The sequence below is a fragment of the Marivita sp. genome, assembly GCF_020055635.1.
Taxonomy (GTDB): domain Bacteria; phylum Pseudomonadota; class Alphaproteobacteria; order Rhodobacterales; family Rhodobacteraceae; genus Marivita.
Map to the genome: position 1 here is coordinate 44200 of NZ_JAIPUT010000006.1, position 18239 is coordinate 62438.

General features: G+C 63.2%; 15 protein-coding genes. 8 read left to right on the forward strand and 7 right to left on the reverse strand.

All coding sequences use genetic code 11. From position 1 onward, the window contains the following. Positions 1 to 119: 119 nt before the first annotated feature. On the forward strand, positions 120 to 1658 hold the full coding sequence (locus LCF60_RS04905; protein WP_292290213.1) for a cation:proton antiporter family protein: 1539 nt from the start codon (positions 120 to 122) through the stop codon (positions 1656 to 1658). Between the two features lie 36 nt (positions 1659 to 1694). On the opposite strand, the gene LCF60_RS04910 is transcribed toward LCF60_RS04905, so the two are convergent. The 4 genes from LCF60_RS04910 to LCF60_RS04925 all read right to left on the reverse strand — a co-directional run bounded on the left by LCF60_RS04910 (position 1695) and on the right by LCF60_RS04925 (position 6633). After that, positions 1695 to 2765, reverse strand: a complete 1071-nt coding sequence (locus LCF60_RS04910) for a DUF1513 domain-containing protein (RefSeq protein WP_292290046.1) — start codon at positions 2763 to 2765, stop codon at positions 1695 to 1697. A 4-nt stretch (positions 2766 to 2769) separates the two neighbouring features. After that, entirely contained in the window at positions 2770 to 3756 is a 987-nt protein-coding gene (locus tag LCF60_RS04915; RefSeq protein WP_292290048.1) for an imelysin family protein, read from the reverse strand. Then, complete coding sequence (locus LCF60_RS04920; protein ID WP_292290050.1) at positions 3753 to 5309, reverse strand: di-heme oxidoredictase family protein; 1557 nt, start codon at positions 5307 to 5309, stop codon at positions 3753 to 3755. Before LCF60_RS04920 ends, LCF60_RS04915 begins: the two co-directional genes overlap by 4 nt. Before the next feature lie 61 nt (positions 5310 to 5370). After that, a complete protein-coding gene (locus LCF60_RS04925; protein WP_292290052.1) occupies positions 5371 to 6633 on the reverse strand; it encodes an imelysin family protein in 1263 nt (420 codons plus the stop codon). A gap of 358 nt (positions 6634 to 6991) precedes the next feature. Here LCF60_RS04925 and LCF60_RS04930 point away from each other — a divergent pair, with 358 nt between their 5' ends. Continuing rightward, positions 6992 to 7939 carry a DMT family transporter gene (locus LCF60_RS04930; protein ID WP_292290054.1) on the forward strand — a complete coding sequence of 316 codons (948 nt, stop codon included), beginning with the start codon at positions 6992 to 6994 and terminating at the stop codon, positions 7937 to 7939. 12 nt (positions 7940 to 7951) lie between these two features. Here LCF60_RS04930 and LCF60_RS04935 read toward each other — a convergent pair whose 3' ends face one another. Further along, complete coding sequence (locus LCF60_RS04935) at positions 7952 to 8683, reverse strand: aspartate/glutamate racemase family protein (protein WP_292290056.1); 732 nt, start codon at positions 8681 to 8683, stop codon at positions 7952 to 7954. 418 nt (positions 8684 to 9101) lie between these two features. Here LCF60_RS04935 and LCF60_RS04940 point away from each other — a divergent pair, with 418 nt between their 5' ends. Genes LCF60_RS04940 through LCF60_RS04955 form a run of 4 tightly spaced genes read left to right on the forward strand, consistent with a single transcriptional unit; the run spans position 9102 to position 12756 of the window. Next, entirely contained in the window at positions 9102 to 10130 is a 1029-nt protein-coding gene (locus LCF60_RS04940) for a TRAP transporter substrate-binding protein (RefSeq protein ID WP_292290057.1), read from the forward strand. Next, on the forward strand, positions 10123 to 10734 hold the full coding sequence (locus LCF60_RS04945; RefSeq protein WP_292290059.1) for a TRAP transporter small permease: 612 nt from the start codon (positions 10123 to 10125) through the stop codon (positions 10732 to 10734). Before LCF60_RS04940 ends, LCF60_RS04945 begins: the two co-directional genes overlap by 8 nt. Next, positions 10721 to 12001, forward strand: a complete 1281-nt coding sequence (locus LCF60_RS04950) for a TRAP transporter large permease (RefSeq protein WP_292290061.1) — start codon at positions 10721 to 10723, stop codon at positions 11999 to 12001. Before LCF60_RS04945 ends, LCF60_RS04950 begins: the two co-directional genes overlap by 14 nt. Further along, positions 11998 to 12756, forward strand: coding sequence for an aspartate/glutamate racemase family protein (locus LCF60_RS04955; protein ID WP_292290063.1), 759 nt, complete (start codon positions 11998 to 12000; stop codon positions 12754 to 12756). Before LCF60_RS04950 ends, LCF60_RS04955 begins: the two co-directional genes overlap by 4 nt. A gap of 29 nt (positions 12757 to 12785) precedes the next feature. On the opposite strand, the gene rhaI is transcribed toward LCF60_RS04955, so the two are convergent. Continuing rightward, entirely contained in the window at positions 12786 to 14060 is a 1275-nt protein-coding gene (gene rhaI, locus LCF60_RS04960; RefSeq protein WP_292290065.1) for an L-rhamnose catabolism isomerase, read from the reverse strand. Between the two features lie 32 nt (positions 14061 to 14092). After that, complete coding sequence (locus LCF60_RS04965; RefSeq protein ID WP_292290067.1) at positions 14093 to 16192, reverse strand: bifunctional rhamnulose-1-phosphate aldolase/short-chain dehydrogenase; 2100 nt, start codon at positions 16190 to 16192, stop codon at positions 14093 to 14095. A gap of 186 nt (positions 16193 to 16378) precedes the next feature. Between LCF60_RS04965 and LCF60_RS04970 the strand changes: the two genes are divergently transcribed. Together LCF60_RS04970 and rhaS are read left to right on the forward strand one after the other, a co-directional pair. Further along, positions 16379 to 17173 carry a DeoR/GlpR family DNA-binding transcription regulator gene (locus LCF60_RS04970; protein ID WP_292290070.1) on the forward strand — a complete coding sequence of 265 codons (795 nt, stop codon included), beginning with the start codon at positions 16379 to 16381 and terminating at the stop codon, positions 17171 to 17173. A gap of 52 nt (positions 17174 to 17225) precedes the next feature. Beyond that, on the forward strand, positions 17226 to 18227 hold the full coding sequence (gene rhaS, locus LCF60_RS04975; RefSeq protein WP_292290072.1) for a rhamnose ABC transporter substrate-binding protein: 1002 nt from the start codon (positions 17226 to 17228) through the stop codon (positions 18225 to 18227). Positions 18228 to 18239: the final 12 nt, after the last annotated feature.

Consider the following 18239-nt stretch of genomic DNA (forward strand, 5'->3'; position numbering starts at 1 on the left):
GTCAGGGGCCGGGCTGCGCACATGACAGCGAAAAGATGCGGCAAACGATGTGGTTTCCACGGGCAGGATGCGCCAAAGTGGGTCACATCGGGACAGGGGGATGACGCGTCTTGTTTGAAGTGATCACAATCAGTTTTGCCTTCTTTTTCGGCCTGTGCGTCCGGCAGGTCGGCTTGCCGCCGCTGGTCGGTTTTCTGGCCGCCGGGTTCGCCATCAACATCGCGGGCCCCACGCTGGGGATGCCGGACTATACAGGTGAAACCTTGGGGCATGTGGCGCATCTTGGTGTGCTGCTGTTGCTGTTCACGGTCGGCCTCAAGCTGAAGCTTGCCCAGATCGCCCAACCCCAGGTCATCGGGGGCGCATTGTTGCACTTCGCCATTTCTGTCGCCGTGTTCATGCCCGGGCTCAAGCTGTTCATGGGGCTTGACTGGAACGCCGCGCTTCTTCTGTCCATCGCGTTGTCCTTTTCCTCGACCGTGCTGGCCGCGAAGCTGCTGGAAACCAAGCGCGAGTTGGGCGCCTTTCATGGCCGCACCGCGATTGGCATCCTGATCGTGCAGGACATCATCGCATTGGTGGTGCTGGCCGTCTGGTCGGGCCAGGTGCCGAACATCTGGGCGCTTCTGATTTTTGGCGTGCCCTTGTTGCGCCCGGTTCTGCATCGGCTGCTGGATTTTGCCGGACATGACGAATTGCTGGTTCTGATGGGTATGATGCTGTCGCTGGTCATCGGCGGCATGGGGTTCGAGGCGATGGGGCTGTCGTCGGAAATCGGCGCGCTCGTGATGGGCGTTCTCCTGTCGACCCATACCCGTGCCAAGGAACTTGGCGCCTCGCTGTGGTCGCTCAAGGAGATTTTCCTCGTCGGGTTCTTCCTGCAAATCGGACTGACCGGTTTGCCCGATTGGGGGGCGATGGTCTTTGCACTGGCGGTCGGCATCGCTCTGGCGCTCAAGGGCGTGCTGTTCTTTGCGCTCATGGTGGCGTTCAAGCTGCGCGCGCGCAGCGCGTTCCTGACCGCGCTCAGCCTGACCGCCTATTCCGAGTTCGGCCTGATCGTGGCGGCGGGGGTTCTGCCCGAATATCTCGTGCCGCTGGCCATCGCCGTGTCGATCTCGTTTGTGATTTCGGCCCCCCTGAACCGGTACGCGCATCCGATTTTCGAACACCTTGAGAACAGGCTGCGCCATTATGAACGGGATACGATGCATCCCGATGAGCAACCCCGGAACATGGGCGATGCGGATGTGCTGATCTTCGGGATGGGGCGAACCGGAAGCGCCGCCTACAGGTCCATCGAGGAACAGGGCCTGAAGCCGCTTGGTCTGGATGCCGACACCTACACGGCCAAGGCCCATCACGAGGCCGGGCGCAATGTCCTGTTCGCCGATGCCGAGGACAGCAATTTCTGGCGCAGTTGCAACCTTGGCCAGGTGAAAGCCGCGATCCTCGCCATGGACGATCTCGAGGCCAAGCTGATCGCGGCCCGCTCCCTGCGGCAACGCGGCTTTTCCGGTCCGATCGTCGCGCATGCCCTGCACGAAGCGCACCAGGATCAGATCCGCGAGGCCGGCGCCGATTACACCTATCTGACCATGAACCAGGCCGGAATCAGCCTGGCCGAGCAGACAACCGAAGCGATGGCGAAAACCTGACCGGGCGCGCCTCTGGTGCTCCAGAACCGGCCTCTGTCACAGCCGCACGATGTGGTTGTCCCAGGCGCAGTCCAAACGCGCCAGAGCGGCGGGGCCGTCATGGCCGATGGCAATCAGCCCGCCCAGACCGTCACTTGCCAGATAGCCCCCGCGCAAGGGGGCCAGCCCGCAGATGTCGGCCCTGGGCACAGCGCCAAGGAACGCTCCGTCATCGGCGAACCGGTGCAACCGTCCACCGCGCGGCGAGGTTATGGCAAGCTCGGACCCATCCCCGCTGAAGGCGACGCTGCCGGCATAGCCCTGCATGGCCAGTTCGTCGGCCAGCGGCGCCTCGGCCAGGATCGGAGCGTCACCCATCCGGTGCAGGCCAAGCAGGGGCATGGCGGCCCCTGCCCCGCCCTGCCATTGAAGTGCAAACCCCACAAGCCCGTCAGACCGGACCGCGAGGTGCCGGATCGAGTTCCGGTGCAAATCCCGATCCAGTTCGACCCGGTCCTTCAGGATGCCCTGCAAGGTCAGGTAGGTCAGGCTCGGACGCATCGTGTCGAGGTTCAGCTTGCTGCGATCATCTGGGTCGGTGGCGATGCCGCCATTGGCCACGACAAGGGTCGCGCCGTCCGGCATGAGGCGGATCTCGTGCGGGCCGATCCCGCCCGTCGGAAACGCCCCGACACGAACATATCCTGCTGTCACGTCCCAGACGCCGATCCTGCCCGCGCTGCTGTCGATCTCTTGTTCGCTGGTCAGCAAGATCGCTCCATCCGCAGCGTAGGCGCCGTGTCCGTTCAGGTGGTGCCCCGCGGGCGGCGTCAGCCGATGGATCACGTCGCCCGTCGCGCAGTCGATCACCAGCGCAAAGCTGCCGGGACGTCGGGCAAAGGCCACGGCCTCGGCGCGTCGTGGATGGCCTGCCCCGGCATGGCCCCGGCCGGGCAACGGCACGCGGAACGTCACGGCACCCGCCTCGGACAATCCGTAGAGCGCAAAGCCGCCCTCCGGGTCTTTCGCGGCAGCCAGATACGCAGGGCTCCCGACGGCTGCCCAGCCAAGCCGGGGGGCAAACCCGGTGGCCAAGAGCGATGCCATAAAGCCGCGCCGCGTGGTCATCGGCCTAGTCTCCGTCCTGCGCGTTGAAGCCCGGCGCGATGCCATAGCGGGCGCCAAGTTCGACCTCGATGGAGGCGCGCAATCCCGTGACGGCTTGTTGCAGCACCTCGGCGCGCAGCCGACCCTGTGGGTTGTCCACATCCTGAAAGCCTGGATCCTCGATTCGGGCGGCGGCCTCGTGAACCCTGTCGAGCGCCGCATCGATCTCGGGGACAGGCCAATCCGCCAGTGCCGTGGCCAGCCCGTGGGCCGCCTCGGCGGCCAGCACGACATTGCGCAGGCTGCGGTCGGATCGGCGTGCTTCGGCCAATGCCGGGCGCGGCCGCGCGAAGGTGCCCATCGGTTCGCCAAGTCGCTTGGTGGCGGTAAACTCCAGCGACGACAGAACCTGCGTGTAGAGCGCGCGAAGCGCCTCGTCGCGCGACAGGTAAGTCGCGTTGCCCACCTCCCCCGCGTTGCGCAAGGTGGCGGCGAACCCCGTCTGCCAGTCCGATTTCAGATCATCGGCCTGATGTTCCAGATCGGCGGCGATGGTGGCGACGAGATCGCAGGTATAACTGCCGGGCGCATAATGCGAAAAGGCCGGATCGAAGAGCAGCATCTCCAGCGCAAAGAACCCTCGCGCGGCGATGGACACGTCGTCATAGCCTTCGGGATCGCGCGCAATCGGGTCCTCGTCCGCGACCAGCCGGGTCAGCGTGCGCGGGGTAAAGCCGCGCGGATCGGGCCAGAAGCCAACGGACAAGGCGCCGGTCTCGGACGGACCGAGGCGCAGGTCGGCCAGAGGCATCCAGGCATCGAACGCGGCCTGATACGCCGGACGTACGGCCTGCGGCCGACAATCCTGTGCGGCGGTTTTCGCAAGCGCGTCTGCGCTCTCGGCAAACCTGTCAAACCCGGGCAGGATGTGTTGGTCAAGCGACTGATCCACCCCGGCAAAGGTCGGCGCGGCGAACCCGAGGCTCAGGACAAGGATGGACAGGTATCTCATAGGCTCTCCAGGTAACGGATCAGGGCGTCGCGGTTGGCGGGCGGCATGTTCACGACCCGGTCGCGGGCCGCCTGCGCCTCGCCGCCATGCCACAGGATCGCCTCGAGAAGCGACCGGGCGCGCCCGTCATGCAGGAAATAGGTGTGACCGGACACGGTTTCGGTCATGCCGATCCCCCAGAGCGGCGCGGTGCGCCATTCCTGACCGCTCGCGCGGCCTTCAGGGCGGTTGTCTGCCAATCCTGGCCCCATGTCGTGCAGAAGCATGTCGGTGAAAGGCCAGATCAACTGGAAACTGGCCGGGTTGTCGCCTTCCAGTCTGTGGGTCACGTAATTCGGACGGTGACAGTCGGCGCAGCCGGTCTCGAAGAACACCTCGCGCCCTTGCAGAACCTGGCTGTCATCCACATCGCGTCGGGCCGGGACGGCAAGTGTCTGACTGTAGAAGGTCACGAGGTCGAGGCCGACCCGGTCGATCTCGAAGCCGCCCTGTTCCGCGTCGCCGCCATGCAGGGCCGCCGTGCAATCGGTCTGCGCATCGGTGCATTCGCCAGAGCCCGCCGGGTGGATCGGGTTCGAGATACCGATGTCGCCCGCAAAGGCGCTGGCGCTTTGTTCGAGCACCGTCGGGTTGCCCGCTTTCAGGCCGAAGCGGCCCAGCATCGGCTGGTCATGCACATCGGACCAGACGACTTGGGCCCGGCCCGAGATACCATCGCCATTCGCATCATCGGGGTCAGCCCAAGCAAGGATATCCTGCGCGGGGATCGCCTCGAGCAGCCCCATCCCGATCATCTGCGGCGCGACGCGGGGGCTGAGCATGGCCTCCTCGTGCAGAGGGCCGAAGCCGAGATCGGCAGCCGAATAGGTGGGGTCGCGCAGGGTGACGACATCGCCGCCCGAAAGCGCGATCTCGATGTCGTCGTAGTCGATCCGAAGCCGGTATTCGGGCGCGTGGCCCGGCAGGCTGAAATCCTGCAACTGGGTGCCATAGGTGGGTTCGGGCGCCACCGGATGGGTGCCGGCGATGTAGGACTCGATTGCGTCGGCATCGACCTTCGGGGCCGGAACCGACACGCGCAGGAACATCGACACGGCGCTGTCATCCGGGCCTTCGGGCGGATGGCCCCGCCCGTCCTTGAGGTGGCAGCGCTGACAGGACCGCGCGTTGTAGAGCGGTCCAAGCCCGTCCGAGGCCAGAGTCGACGCGGGGGCCGAGACCCAGACGCGTTCGAACATGCCGTTGCCAAGCTTGAACTCCATTTCCTGTTGGAAGGTCAGGTTGGCGGCGGATTGGGAAAACGCGTCCGCCGTGTTGCGGGCCCGGACGGTCTGGGCGCCTGCGGGGTTCTGCTCGAAAGCCCAGGCGGAAGAGAAATCCGTCGGCGGCGCAGTCACCGCAGCCACCCGAGCGCGCTCCTCCTGGGTGCGGGGGATGATATCAAGATGCACATCCGCCAGCCCGGACCAAAGCGGCGCCTCGGCCTCTCTTGCCGGGGCCGGAACGGAAAAGGCCACCGCGAGCGGCAACAGGAATATCAGGTTTTTTCGCATGGGGCTCACGCTCGTCGGCAGGACCGGGGCGCGAATGACGCGCGCCCACGATCTTGTGCGTTTACTGGAACACGGCGTCGGGATTGTCGAGGCTGTCGGAGCCTTCGATCTCGATCCCGCCAAGATCCAGCGCGGCAACGACGCGCTCGATCGACCGGGTCTGATCGATCAGCCCGTCGACACCGCCCATGATCAGCGCCTCGCCACCTTCGTTGCCACGGGCCAGCATTTCGTCATAGGCAAAGCCCGCTTCGGCCGCGGTCTTGATCTGGCCGAGGGCTTGCACGGCATTGTTCAGCTTTGCGCGCATTTCCTGGTCGAGATCGGGGTTTTCGGCGGCCACCAGATCGGACAGGGACGGTCCGCTGACGGTCTCTCCATCAATGCGCACGTATCGGCCCAGGTAGACGTTCTGAATGCCGACACCGTTGTAGAAGTGATCGTTATGGGTGTTGTCGGCAAAGCAGGAATGCTCTTCCTCGGGGTCGTTGAGCATCAGGCCCAGCCGCATCCGCTCGCCTGCGGTCTCGCCATAGGACAGGCTGCCCATGCCGGTCAGGATCGCCGACAACCCGGCCTGTTCGTCCTGCATCAGGTGGTCGCGCGCGTCGCCGCCCTCGGCCCATTGGCCGGTGATCCATTCGAGATCCGACACCAGCAGATCGGTCGCAGCAGACAGGTAATCGGCCCTGCGGTCGCAATTGCCATGGGTGCAGTCCTCACCTTGCGCATAGTCGGTCCATGGCCGGTTGCCCGCGCCATCGCCATGACCGTTCAGGTCCTGCCCCCAGAGCAGGAATTCGATCGCGTGATAGCCCGTGGCGACGTTCGCTTCGATTCCGTCCGCCTCGTGCAGTTTGCCCTCCAGCAGCTCCGGTGTGATCTCGCTGGCGTCGATCTCCTCGCCCGAGAGGGTGAAGTTCGGGTTGGCGATGACATTGAGCGCGGCCAGCTGGTTGGCATCGGTCGGGCCACCATAGGCACCGTCGACATAGTCGATCAGGCCCTCGTCCAGCGGCCAGGCGTTCACCTTGCCTTCCCAGTCGTCGACGATGGGGTTGCCGAAGCGGAAGACCTCGGTCTGCTGGTACGGCACGCGCGCCTCCAGCCAGGCTTCGCGGGCGGCGGCCATGGTTCCCGCAGAGGGGGATTCGATCAGGGCGTTCACCGCGTCTTGCAGCCCGCGCGCGGATTCCAGGCTGTCGCCATAGTTTGCTTCCGCGATGTCGGCATAGGTGTCAAGCACCTCTGCTGCGGTTTGGGCCTGTGCAGTGCTCGCCAATGCAATCCCTATGGCGGTTGTGGTCAATATGGTGCGAAGCATCTCTCTGTCCTGTTCTGTGTTTCAAAGCGCGCATGAGGCCGCCGGTTTTCCGCGCGCAGGTCACGTGATGCGACAGGCAGTCCACCGGAAATTGCGGCGAGGTCTGCCGTTTCCGCACCGCGCCCCGGTTGCCTGACGTCGCTTGGTGACTCATTGCACTTGCGGGAATAGCTGACAGATTCCGTCAGATTAAGCAATACCCGAGTAACTCAGTCAGATATGAGGTGGGAAACCGCATCTACCGACAGGCTGGGCCTGAAAAACCTGTCGCCCTCGAACGGAAGGCGGCGCAAATCCTGCCCTGTCGACCGTCGCAAAAACGATGGACCTGCGTCAGATGAAACCCTATGGGGGATCCATGACCACCCTGCCCGCGCCCCCACACTCCACCGACCGCATCCTTGCCGGGGTCGCCCTGATGCTGGGATTCTGCGTCACCGCCCCCCTGCTCGATGTGGCGGCCAAGCTGGCATCGGACACTGTGCCAGTGGGACAGATCACGGCCGCGCGGTTTATCGTTCAATGTGCCCTGATGGCGCCATTTGTCTGGATCATGCGGCTGTCCTTGCGGGTTCCGCGCGAACACTGGCCGGCGCTCCTGCTGCGCGCGCTGTTCCTGTTTGTCTCGACCTTCTGCTTCATCGCGGCGATCCGGGTCATGCCGCTGGCCGATGCACTGGCGATTGTCTTCGTGGCCCCGTTCATCGTGCTCCTCGTGGGCAAGTTCTACCTCGGCGAAGATGTCGGCCCGCGCCGCGTCGGGGCGGCTTTGGTGGGCTTCGTGGGCGTGTTGTTCGTGATCCAGCCCAGCTTTGCGGCCTTCGGCACGGTGGCGCTGTTTCCGCTGGGCACGGCGGTGGGGTTCGCGTTCTACATCCTCGTGACACGGGGGCTGTCGCGGCGGGTACATCCGGTGACCCTGCAATTCCATACCGGGCTGATCGCCAGCCTGCTTTGCCTGCCGGTGATGATCCTGGCCCAAGGCACGGGCGCTGAGTTGCTTGATCCGGTCTGGCCCCAAGGCATCGCGTGGTTCTGGCTGTTCGGGGTCGGGTTTTTCGCCACGGTGAGCCACATGATGATGACCTACGCGCTGTCGCTGGCGCCGTCGGCCACGCTGGCGCCGCTGCAATACCTGGAACTGCCGGTGGCAACCCTGCTGGGCTACCTGGTGTTCGGCGACTTTCCCAACGCGCTGACCCTGACGGGCATCGCCATCATCATCGGTTCCGGGCTTTACATGATCCACCGCGAACGGGTCACCGCCCGGCAACTGGTCACCGAACGCGCCGCGCCTCCGATCTGAGCCGGCGAGCGCCTATAGGGTCGCGAAGATGCTGCCCCAGCCCGTCACACGCGCGGGATCAAGTCCGACCAGGCGCAGGGTTTGGGCAGCGGTGATGGACACGGAATCGATGACCGGAATGCCAAGTTCCGCCTCCAGCGCCGGAGCAATGGGCGCGCCGCGGAAATTCGTGCACAGCACGGCGATCGCCTCTGGCTTGGCCCGGGCAACGTCACGCACCATGTCCGCGATCACATCGGGGCTGTATTCGGCAAAGCTGAAATTCCCGCGATCCTCGAGCCGTCTGTCGGCCACGACATCAATGCCCCGCGCGGCGTAATTCGCGATGATGCGATCCTGGATTTCGCTCAGGTAAGGCGTGACCAAGCCAAGCTTTCCGATGCCCGCGCGCTGGTAGTGATCTTCATAGGCAAGCACCGTCGATGTGGCCTGGCAACCCGTCGTCTGTTCAATCCGGTCACAAAGGTCACGGTCATTGTCCAACCCAAGCCAGGACGCGGAGGTGCCGTTCCAGGCAATACATCCCAGTTGTGCTTCCGACAGGCGCTCTGCGGCTTCGAGGATGGGCGCAAGGGTGAATTGCGATTGGGAGGTCTGGCTCATCGAGATCTCGACCACGCGAAAGCGCCCGAAATGCACGCTTGCGGCCCCTCCCAGCGTTGCGAACATCGCGGAGGTATAGGGCTCCAGGACCGTGTTCGAGGACGGGGTCAGCATGCCGACACGTTGCACTGTTCCGCTCATGGTCTTTTTTCCTTGTTCTCGCACGCCTGTTGCGGGCTCGTGCCACTGAATCGGACAAACCCGGTGGCGCAACAAGGGGTGGATGTTGTCGGAGCGTATTCCAAGTGATCGTTTTCTCAGTGCGCCTGTTTATGAGGCGGCCCTGTGATGGCCAGATGAAAACTCAGGCGCCGGGTGCGCACCGATATGATGCGGAGTCGAGTGTGGCAACGGGCGTCAAACAGACGTGTTTTCTCCAGGTCCCTGTTTTCAATCATAAAAATTCATCTCTTTCATGAAATTCACTTTTCTTCTTGGCGATTCGGATAAAATTTATTTTCTTGACCTCAAGGGCAAACGTCATCCTGATCTATCACAGATCACCTGAAACCCGCACGCGGGTTTGATTTCATGGTCGTTTGCAAAAAGGATTTCCCTGATGAAGACACTGCTCTCCTCTCTCTCGATTATTGCCAGCCTTGCGACTTCTGTCGCTGCCCAGGACATGCGCATCCTGACCCAGAACCAGGAAGGCCGCGCACAGCACGCCCCCGAGATCGCCGGGATGGCCGCGTTGGGCGACACCGGTTTCACTGTTGCACGGAGCGAATTCCAGGCGGTCGGCATCGACCTTGCCGATGGTCTGCGCCTGCTCAGCACCGGCGCGTTTGACATGGCGACGATCCAGGTCGGCAGCGTGGCAAAGGACGATCCTTTCCTCGAAGGCATCGACCTCATCGGCGTTTCGACCAACATGACCGACCTCAAGGCCGCCGTCGACGCATACCGCGACGTGTTCAATGCGCGTCTGGGCGAAAAATTCGGCGTGCAGGCGGCCGCGATCTGGCCGTTCGGGCCGCAGGTGTTCCTGTGCAATGCCGAGATCTCATCGCTTGCCGATCTGGACGGGTTGAAGGTGCGGTCTTTCACGGCATCCATGTCGACGCTGCTGGAAAACCTTGGTGCCACGCCGGTGACGCTGTCTTTCCCCGAGGTCTACCCGGCCTTGCAACGTGGCGTGGCTTCTTGTGGAGTCACGTCGCCCACGTCGTCGAATACTGGCAAATGGCCAGAGGTGACGACGCATCTTTATCCGCTGTCCGTTTCCGGCTCGATCCAGTCCCACATGGTCAACCTTGAATGGCTGAATGGCCTTGGCGAGACAGAGCGCGCCGCGTTTGACACCGCGATGGCCGACATGGAAGCCGCAATGTGGGAGCTGGCGATCAACACCAACGGCACGGCACAGGCATGTTCGACCGCGGGCGATTGCCCCGAAGGCGGGCTTTATACCTCTTACGACATGGCGCTTGTACCTGTCTCGGATGAAGACAAGGCCAAGGTTGCCGAGATCTCGGTCTCTGCCGTGCTGCCGGAATGGGCGGCGAAATGCGAAGCCTCCTATCCCGGTTGCAAGGCGATCTGGAATGAAACAGTGGGCGCTGCACGTGGTCTGAGCCTTGAGTGACCACACAGTCCGTCGGCCGCAGTTCCTGGTGCTGGCCGAAAAGATGGCGGTCCTTCTGGCGCTCTGCGCCGGAGGGGCTGTCGCCCTCTTGGCGGTGCTCATCTTCATCGACATCATCGGCCGCGATTTCCTCGGCGTATCGGTACAGGGCACCGATGAAATCGGCGGTTATGTCCTGGCTTTTGTCGGATCGTTGGGCATGGCGTTGACGCTGCTGCGGCGCGGGCATCCCCGGATCGATCTTTTCTTTCGGTTCTTTCCAAGGCTGGCCGGTGATGTCCTGCATGTGCTTGCGCAGGTCACGATCGCGGGTTTGGCCGTCTTCATGACATGGCACGCCTGGTCCGAGTTGCAGACCACCCTGCGGTTCGGCGCAATCACCAACACGCCGCTGCAAACCCCGCTCTGGGTGCCGCAGGCAATCTGGGTTTTCGGTACCGCGTTCTTCGGCATCACGGCCTGTCTGACCTCGGCACATGCCCTCTACCTGTTGGCGCGCCACAGGCCATCGGTTGCGCGGGTCTACGGCCCCGTGACGGTCGAGGAAGAGGTCAACCAATATGTCGGGGCCGATACGCAAGAGGGTGACGATGCTCGGAATTGAAGGAGCGGCCATCGGGTTTGGCCTTTTGCTGTTCTTGCTGTTCATCGGGTTGCATATCGCAACCGCGCTTTTCGTCGTCGCCCTGACCGGCGCTTACCTGTTTTTCGGGGACGCGATGATCCGGCCCTTCGGCACGATGATGTGGGGCACACTGAACAACTTCTTGCTGGTGGCGATCCCGCTGTTCGTGCTGATGGGCGAAATCCTCGTGCGCGGCGGGGTGACGGAACGCATGTACAGCGCGCTGGCCGACTGGACCCGCCCGCTGCCGGGTGGCCTGTTGCACACCAATATCGCCGCCTCGACCGTGTTCGCGTCGATCTCCGGGTCGTCCGTCGCCACCGCGGCCACCATCGGCACGGTCGCCTTTCCCACCTTCCGCCGACAGAATTATGCGGAAAGCTGGGTTGCGGGCAGCGTCGCTTCGGGGGCCACGCTGGGTATCCTGATCCCGCCGTCGATCAACCTGATCATCTACGGTGCAATCACCAACACCTCGATCGGGGCCCTGTTCACGGCAGGCATCCTGCCCGGCATCGTGCTGGCCTCCTCCTTCATGGGCATCATCATCGTCGCCTGCCTGTGGAACCCGGATATCGCGGGACGGCCACAGGCCATGGCACCTTGGCCAGAGCGGCGGCAACGCCTTGTCGATCTGGTGCCTCCGGTGGTGATCTTCCTGCTGGTCATGGGTTCGATCTACCTTGGCTTTGCCACACCCACCGAAGCCGCGGGCGTCGGTGTCATCGCGGCGCTTGGTCTGACGGCGTTTTACCGCACGCTCAACTGGCCTATGCTGCGCGAGGCCTTCCTGTCTTGCGTCACGACAACCGGCATGACCCTGCTCATCCTGATCGCGGCGTTCTATCTGAACTTCATTCTGGGGGTTCTGGGCGTTCCGGCACAGGTGTCGGCCTTTGTCTCCTCCTTTGACGTGCAACCGGTGGTGATGATCCTGTTGTTGGTCTGTCTCTACATGGTGCTGGGCTGCTTTCTCGACGCGCTTGCCATGATGATCGCCACGATCCCCATCGTCCTGCCGATCGTTCTGCTGATCGGCTATGACAGCGTGTGGTTCGGAATTTTCCTCGTGCTGATGTGCGAACTTGCGCTGATCACGCCGCCCGTCGGAATGAACCTTTATGTCACGCAAAGCGTGCGCGGGCGCGGCAATGTCGGGACCGTCATCAAGGGCGTCCTGCCCTTCATCCTGTGCATCCTGTTCGTCGTGGCCCTGATCGCAGTCTTTCCGGACGTCCTGTTTTGACCAAGCCTCGAACCCGCATCCTTGTGGTCAATCCGAACATTTCGGACGCGGTCACAACCGCGTTTGTCGGGGCCATGGCGGGGGACGCGCCGGATCGGGTCGAGCTGACCGGTGTGACCGGCACGTTCGGCGCACAGATCGTGTCGATCGAAGCCGAGAACGTGGTCGCGGCCTTTTCCGCGCTGGAACTGGCCGCCAGACACGCGCAGGGATTTGACGGGATCATCCTCGCGATCTCGTTTGATTCCGGTCTGAAGGCGTTGCAGTCGGTCCTGCCCGTTCCCGTCATCGGGATCACCCAGGCCACCCTGCAAGCCGCGTCACGGGGCGGGCGGCGCGTGGGAGTCGTCTTCTTCGGCGAGGCCAGTCGCCAGCTTTACGAGGATCTGACCGCGGGTTACGGGATCACCCCGGTCGGATATCGCGCCATCAATTTCACCTCTGTCGACGATTATCTGCGACCCGAGTCCAGGGATGAGGCCGTCGCCGAGGCGATTGCATCGCTTCAGGCCGCAGGGGCCGAAGCGATCGCCATCTACGGCACCGCGGTTGCCGGCATCGCAGCGCGGCTGCAACCCCGTTCGGACCTGCCGCTCTTTGATGGCCTTTGCGCGTTGGACTCCTGTGTGGCCCAGATCGAACAGGGGGCAGGAACCGGGAGCCTGCAAAGGCAACCCGTCGGCCCGTCACGGAACCTGTCGCGCGAATTGACCGACCTGATTGCCGGCACATACCTGCCGGGAAGGACCTGCTGACCGAACGCGCCCGACCATGTCTCGAAGGATCAGACGATCCCGCCACCGGCGCCTGTGACCTCTGGACGCTCTTGCGCAACCCGTTGCCGGTATCCGCTGGCCCGGAAGGTGGCGACCGGGTCGATCGCGGCCCCCTGGTCTGCGCGCGCCATGGCAAGAATCGGTTCGACATCGGTGCGGAACGCCGTCTTGAGCGTCGTCGTGGCCATCAGTGCGTCATTGGCGTCCTGGTAGCCTGCCAATGCCTGCCGATCCACCAGAAGCGCCTGCGCATAGGCACGCTGCACCTCCATGGCCGAGACCATCAGGCTTTCCATCGGATCGGTCACGTTATGGCTCTGGTCCAGCATGTGAGCCGGTCGGAAATCCGGATTGCCCTCGGCGATGGCCAGCTCGTTGAAGACGAGAAACAGGCGGTAGGGATCGATGCACCCGGTATCGAGGTCATCATCGCCATACTTGCTGTCGTTGAAATGAAAACCGCCCAGCTTGCCGGCCCGGATCAGGCGGGCGACGATCATCTCGATATTCACGTTCGGCGCGTGATGCCCCAGGTCGACCAGGCAGAATGCCTTGGCTCCCAGATGCTGGGCTATCATCAGGTTGCTGCCCCAATCCTGAACGACCGTCGAATAGAACGCGGGCTCGAACATCTTGTGTTCGGTGAACAACCGCCAATCGTCGGGCAAACCGGCATAGACCTGCTCCATCGCGTCCAGGTAGCGGTCGAACTGCCGTGTCAGGTCGGTCTGGCCGGGAAAGTTCGATCCGTCCCCGACCCAGACGGTCAGCGCCTTCGACCCGATCGCCTGACCGATCTCGATACATTCGAGGTTATGGGCAACCGCCTGCTGGCGCACCGCGGCGTCGGTATGGGACAACGATCCGAACTTGTAGCTGAGCTTTTGGTCGGGCTGATCCTGGAACGTGTTCGAATTCATCGCGTCAAAGCCAAGGCCGACCTCGCCTGCCTTGTCGCGCAGCGCTCGCGGGTCGGTCTTGTCCCACGGGATGTGCAGCGACACGTTCGGCGTGGCGGCGGTCACCTGGTGGATGACGCCGCAATCCGACAGCTTGTCGAAGATGTCGCGGGGCTCGCCCTTGCCCGGGAACCTCGCAAAACGCGTGCCCCCCGTCCCGACACCCCAGGACGGAATGGCGACGCCATAGGCCGCAACCTTGCGCTTTATGTCGTCGATGGCGATGCCGCGCCGGTCAAGCTGGTCTCCCAGCGCCTCGTACTCCGAGGCCAGCGTTTTTCCCCGGCCTGCGTTTTCGGACGCGATCAGGTCCGTGTCGATCATGGTTCCTCCCTGCAAGCCCGTGGCCCGCCCTGTCAGCGTGTGAACGCATCCTTGTTTCCTGCATCCACGTTGATGATGTTGCCGGTGGATTTGGCGGATTTGTCCGATGCCAGGAAATACGCCGCCTCGGCGATGTCTTCGGGATAGACCGACCGCTTGAGCAGGGACCGCTCGCGATACATTTCTTCCAGCCCTTCCTTGTCAGTGCCGTAGGTCGCGGCGCGCTGGTCCAGCCATTCGCCCGACCAGATGCGCGACCCGCGCAGCACGGCGTCCGGATTGACCACGTTCACCCGGATGCCATGCGCCGCGCCCTCAAGGGCCAGACACCGCGCAAGGTGCAATTCGCTGGCCTTGGCGGTGCAATAGGCCGCCGCATTGGGCGACGCCGCAAGCGCGTTCTTCGAGCCGATGAAGACCACCGATCCACCGATGCCCTGCCGCTGCAACAGCCGGAAAGCCTCGCGAGAGGCCAGGAAATAGCCCGTGGACAGGATCGCCATGTTCCTGTTCCACATCTCGAGGGACGTCTGCTCGATCGGGGCCGATGACGCGATGCCGGCATTGGACACGAGAATGTCCAGACCGCCGAACTCGCGCGCGGCCTCGGAATAGGCCCGGATCACGGCGTCTTCATCGGTCACATCCATTGCGGTGGCGCGCACGACATCGCCGGAAAACCGCGCGGCCAGTTTCTTGCATGTCGCGTCTGCCGCAGCCGCGTCGATATCGGCCAGAACCACGCAGGCACCCTCTTCGAGAAACCGTTCGGCTGTCGCCGCTCCGATGCCACCGGCGCCGCCCGTGACCACGGCAATGCGCCCTGCCAGCGATTTCGGTTTCGGCATGCGTTGCAGCTTGGCCTCTTCCAGAAGCCAGTATTCGATGTCGAACGCCTCCTGCTCGGGCAACCCCCGATAGGCGCTCACCGCATCGGCTCCGCGCATCACGTTGATGGCGTTGACGTAGAATTCCGCCGAAATGCGCGCCGTGGCCTTGTCCTTGGCAAAGGTGATCATCCCCACGCCGGGCACAAGGTAGACGACCGCGTTCGGGTCGCGGATGGCCGGGCTGTCGGCGTGTTTGCAGCGGTCGTAATAGGCGGCGTATTCATCGCGGTACGCTTCGATACTTGCCCTCAGACCGTCAAGAAGAGCCTCCACATCCGGCTTGGCGGGATCGAAATTCACCACGAGCGGCCGGATCTTGGTGCGCAGGAAATGGTCGGGACAGGAGGTGCCCAGCGCGGCGAGCCGCTCCATGTCGCGGGCATTCACGAATTCCAGCACCTCGGGCGCGTCGGTGAAATGGCCGACCATGTGCTGCTTTCCGGCCACGAAGCCCCGGATCGCGGGCATCAGGCTTGATGCCACCTCGGCGCGGGCCGCCGGATCGAGGCTCTGGTGGATCGCCCCTCCAAACGCGGGTGTGTCGCCGGTCCTGTCCTCGAACCACGCCATCGCGCGATTGATGACGTCAAGGGTCAACGCGTAACAGTCCTCGGCATCGTCGGCCCAGGTGAACAGGCCGTGGCTTTCCAGAACCACCCCCTTAGCCGACGGATTGTCCTTGCAGAAGCGTTCCAGCCAGAGACCAAGCTCGTAGCCCGGCCGCTTCCACGGCAGCCAGCCGATCTCGTCACCGAAAATCTCGTGGGTGAGCGCCTTTGACTCGGCCGACGCCGCGATGGCGATGATTGCGTCGGGATGCATGTGATCGACGTGTTTCTTCGGGACATAGGCGTGCAAGGGCGTGTCGATCGACGCCGCGCGCGGATTCAGATTGAAGGTGCAATGCGGCAGGTATCCGACCATTTCGTCTTCATGGTCCGGACCGCGATAGACATCCCTGAGCGCGCGCAGCTTGTCCATGTAGAGCGTCGCGAAACCGTCCATCCTGATCGACCCGACATCGCCCCCCGAGCCCTTCACCCAGAGAACCTCGACTGTCTCGCCGGTCAGGGGATCGGTCTCCATCACTTTGGCCGAGGTGTTGCCGCCGCCGTAATTGGTGATTCTCTTGTCAGAGCCGAGGAGATTGGAGCGATACAGCAGTTTTTCCGCTTCGCCCATCGTCGCGGCTTTGCCGTTATCCCAAAGATTTTCTAGGTGATTTTCGACACGCGTCAGCATTGTCGTCCTCCCGACAGCTTGGCCCGGTGGGGCATGATCTCAGCCGCCAAACTGTTCGGGGCGGCGGGGCTTGTCAATCAGTTTCGATCATAACCCGTCATGTTGCACCGCAGCATGACGGGTTATGACTTTTTTTGATTGACAGGCTGCGAGATTAATTCATCCTCGGCCATCAAGGAGGACGGCATGCACGAGTCGGAGCGCCACAGGGTCATTCTATCGGCGGTTCAAGAGCGCCCGGTTGCGACCGTGACCGAACTGGTCGCGCTGACCGGGGCGTCCGAAGCGACGATCCGGCGCGATATCGCCACGCTGCATGTCCAGAACCGTTTGCGCCGGGTCCGTGGCGGGGCCGAGGCGCTTGCCCCACCGCCGCTGCCCGGTCTGGCCGGTCGGCCGTTTTCGGTCAACGAAGCGATCAACATAGAGCAGAAGCAGGCCATCGCGCGCGAAGCCGCTGCATTGTGCAAGAGCGGCGAGCCGATCATCATCAACGGCGGGACCACGACCTTCCAGATGGTGCATCCGCTGGTCAGCCAGCAGCTGACGATCATGACCAACAGCTTTCCCATCGCCGAACATCTGCTCAAGCACAGCAAGAACACCGTTCTGCTGCCGGGGGGCGCGCTTTACCGCGAGCAGAACATCATCCTGAGTCCGTTCGACAATGACATGACCCGGCATTTCTATGCCAAACGCATGTTCATGGGGGCGCATGGCATCGGGTCGGTGGGCCTGATGGAATCCGACCCGCTTCTGATCCAGGCCGAGGAAAAACTCATCGGGCGCGCGGACGAACTTGTCGTACTGGTCGACAGCTCGAAATTCGCCAATCGCTCCAGCCTCGTCCTGTGTGCGCTTGACCGCATCCACACTCTGATCACGGATGACGGCATCGACGACAAGACGGCCAGGATGCTCGAGACCGCGGACATCACTCTCATCGTCGCGCAGACCAGCGCGGCAAAACGAACCGGTTAGCGCCACAGCACTGACCGCACGGCAACCATCGCTCATTCAGGGAGGAACAACCATGAGCTTGACAAGAAGACTGTTCGGAGGAACCGCACTGGCCGCGCTTGCACTCAGCGGCAGCATGGCAGCAGCGCAGGACGATCCGGTGCGCATCGCGCTCGTGGTCAAAGCGCTTGGCATCGGCTTTTTCGAAGCGGCGGCAGAAGGCGCCGAGCAAGCGGCGGAAGACCTGGGAAATGTCGAGATCATCTATACCGGGCCGACCGACACGACAGCTGAAGGCCAGATCGAGGTGATCAATTCGCTGATCGCCCAGCAGGTCGACGCCATCGCCGTTTCGGCCAACGACACCGATGCCCTCGTTCCGACACTCAAGCGCGCGATGGACCGCGGGATCACCGTCATCAGCTGGGATTCCGGCGTCGCTGCCGAAGGCCGCGAACTGCACCTGAACCCGTCCTCCAATTCGCTGATCGGCAACATGATCATCAAGCTGGCAGCCGACGAACTGCCCGATGGCGGACAGGTCGCGCTGCTGTCGGCAACCACCACGTCGACGAACCAGAACACCTGGATCGACGAGATGAACAAGGTGATGGGCAACTATCCCGGTATCGAGGTGGTGGCGACGGTCTATGGCGACGACCTTGCCGACAAGTCCTACCGCGAGGCACAGGGCCTGATGCAATCCTATCCGGATCTCGACGCGATCATCGCGCCCACGTCCGTGGGCATCGTCGCGGCGGCGCGGGCGGTCGAGGATGCGGGCAAGATCGGTGAGGTCAACGTGACCGGGCTTGGTCTGCCGTCCGAGATGGCAGGCGCCATCGAATCCGGTGCCTCCAAGTCCTTCGCGATCTGGAATCCGATCGACCTTGGCTATTCGGCAGCATATCTCGCGCATCAGCTGGCGACCGACCAGGCCGAGGCCGGTCCGGGCGCAACCATCCCGATGGGCCGCATGGGATCGCTGACGCTGGACGAAAACAGCGAAGGCGCGATGGCGGACCCCTTTGTCTATGACGCGTCCAACATCGACGACTTCAAGGACATCTTCTGATCTTCCATCTGC

Coding starts and splice junctions, on each gene's coding strand:
- LCF60_RS04910 (WP_292290046.1), bottom strand. CDS start 2,765: ATGACCACGCGGCGCGGCTTTATGGCATCGCTCTTGGCCACCGGGTTT.
- LCF60_RS04915 (WP_292290048.1), bottom strand. CDS start 3,756: ATGAGATACCTGTCCATCCTTGTCCTGAGCCTCGGGTTCGCCGCGCCG.
- LCF60_RS04920 (WP_292290050.1), bottom strand. CDS start 5,309: ATGCGAAAAAACCTGATATTCCTGTTGCCGCTCGCGGTGGCCTTTTCC.
- LCF60_RS04925 (WP_292290052.1), bottom strand. CDS start 6,633: ATGCTTCGCACCATATTGACCACAACCGCCATAGGGATTGCATTGGCG.
- LCF60_RS04930 (WP_292290054.1), top strand. CDS start 6,992: ATGACCACCCTGCCCGCGCCCCCACACTCCACCGACCGCATCCTTGCC.
- LCF60_RS04935 (WP_292290056.1), bottom strand. CDS start 8,683: ATGAGCGGAACAGTGCAACGTGTCGGCATGCTGACCCCGTCCTCGAAC.
- LCF60_RS04940 (WP_292290057.1), top strand. CDS start 9,102: ATGAAGACACTGCTCTCCTCTCTCTCGATTATTGCCAGCCTTGCGACT.
- LCF60_RS04950 (WP_292290061.1), top strand. CDS start 10,721: ATGCTCGGAATTGAAGGAGCGGCCATCGGGTTTGGCCTTTTGCTGTTC.
- rhaI (WP_292290065.1), bottom strand. CDS start 14,060: ATGATCGACACGGACCTGATCGCGTCCGAAAACGCAGGCCGGGGAAAA.
- LCF60_RS04965 (WP_292290067.1), bottom strand. CDS start 16,192: ATGCTGACGCGTGTCGAAAATCACCTAGAAAATCTTTGGGATAACGGC.
- LCF60_RS04970 (WP_292290070.1), top strand. CDS start 16,379: ATGCACGAGTCGGAGCGCCACAGGGTCATTCTATCGGCGGTTCAAGAG.
- rhaS (WP_292290072.1), top strand. CDS start 17,226: ATGAGCTTGACAAGAAGACTGTTCGGAGGAACCGCACTGGCCGCGCTT.